Genomic DNA, 1,126 nt, shown 5'->3' on the forward strand with positions numbered 1-1,126 from the left:
ATGTAGCGGTTTGGCAGCAAAAGCCGGAGCAGAAGGAGCGCTTGAAGAAGCAAGAGACGTATTGGCTGGAGCAGTTGGCTGGTGAGTTGCCCGTTCTCGAGCTTCCAACCGACTTCCCACGCCCGCCGGTGCGGCAGTTTGATGGGGAGATCATGAACTTCACCGTCGGGAAAGAGATCCTTGAGAAAGTAAAAGCACTCGCTATGCGTGAAGGAACGACCTTGTATATGACGCTTTTAGCCGTGTATCATGTGCTTTTATCCAAGTACACGGGGCAACAGGACATGATTATCGGTTCGCCGATCGCAGGTCGTCCTCATGTTGACCTTGAATCCGTGGTGGGAATGTTTGTGAACACCTTAGCGCTCAGAACACAGTCCAAACCCGGGCAAAGCTTCCGCTCCTTCTTGGCACAGGTCAAACAGCAAGTGCTTCAGGCCTATGAAAACAGCGATTATCCATTTGAAGAGTTGGTGGAGAAGCTGGATTTACAGCGGGATCTCAGTCGCCAACCTCTCTTTGACACGATGTTGACCATGCAAAATATGGACATCGCTGAGATGGATATGCCCTCTCTCACCATTCAGCCTTATGAATGGGAATGGAAGAATGCAAAGTTCGACCTCCATTGGATGATCATGGAGAGGGAACAGCTCCATCTCTCCGTGGAGTACAGCACACGCTTATTTAAGCGTGAAACCATTGAAAGAATGGTGAAGCACTTTGTTCATCTGTTGCAACAAGTGGCAGCCAATCCGGAGAAGTCCCTGGCGGAGTTTGAGCTGGTGACAGAAGAAGAAAAAGAGCAACTGCTCACGGTGTTCAACGATACACAGGCGGATTACCCCCGGGATAAAACGATCCAGGCCTTGTTTGAGGAGCAAGTGCAGCGAACCCCGGATCGGATTGCGGTGACTTGTGAAGGAAAAAACCTCACGTATCGCGAGTTAAACGAGCGTGCCAACCAACTCGCCCGGGTTTTGCGTAAAGAAGGAGTGGAGTCGGAATCGATTGTGGGATTGATGTTTGAACGCTCGCTGGAGATGATCATCGGGATTCTGGGCGTGTTAAAAGCCGGTGGAACCTATATGCCGATTGACCCGGCTTACCCGGCCGAGCGGATTCA

The 1,126-nt window shown here is 51.1% G+C and carries 1 protein-coding gene; it reads left to right on the forward strand.

Going from position 1 to position 1,126, the window contains the following annotated elements:
- Positions 1-1,126 (forward strand): non-ribosomal peptide synthetase (locus tag BMZ78_RS18425; RefSeq protein WP_139203383.1); only part of this gene is annotated, 1,126 nt, incomplete at both ends.

This window comes from Thermoflavimicrobium dichotomicum (assembly GCF_900114055.1).
Lineage (GTDB): Bacteria > Bacillota > Bacilli > Thermoactinomycetales > Thermoactinomycetaceae > Thermoflavimicrobium > Thermoflavimicrobium dichotomicum.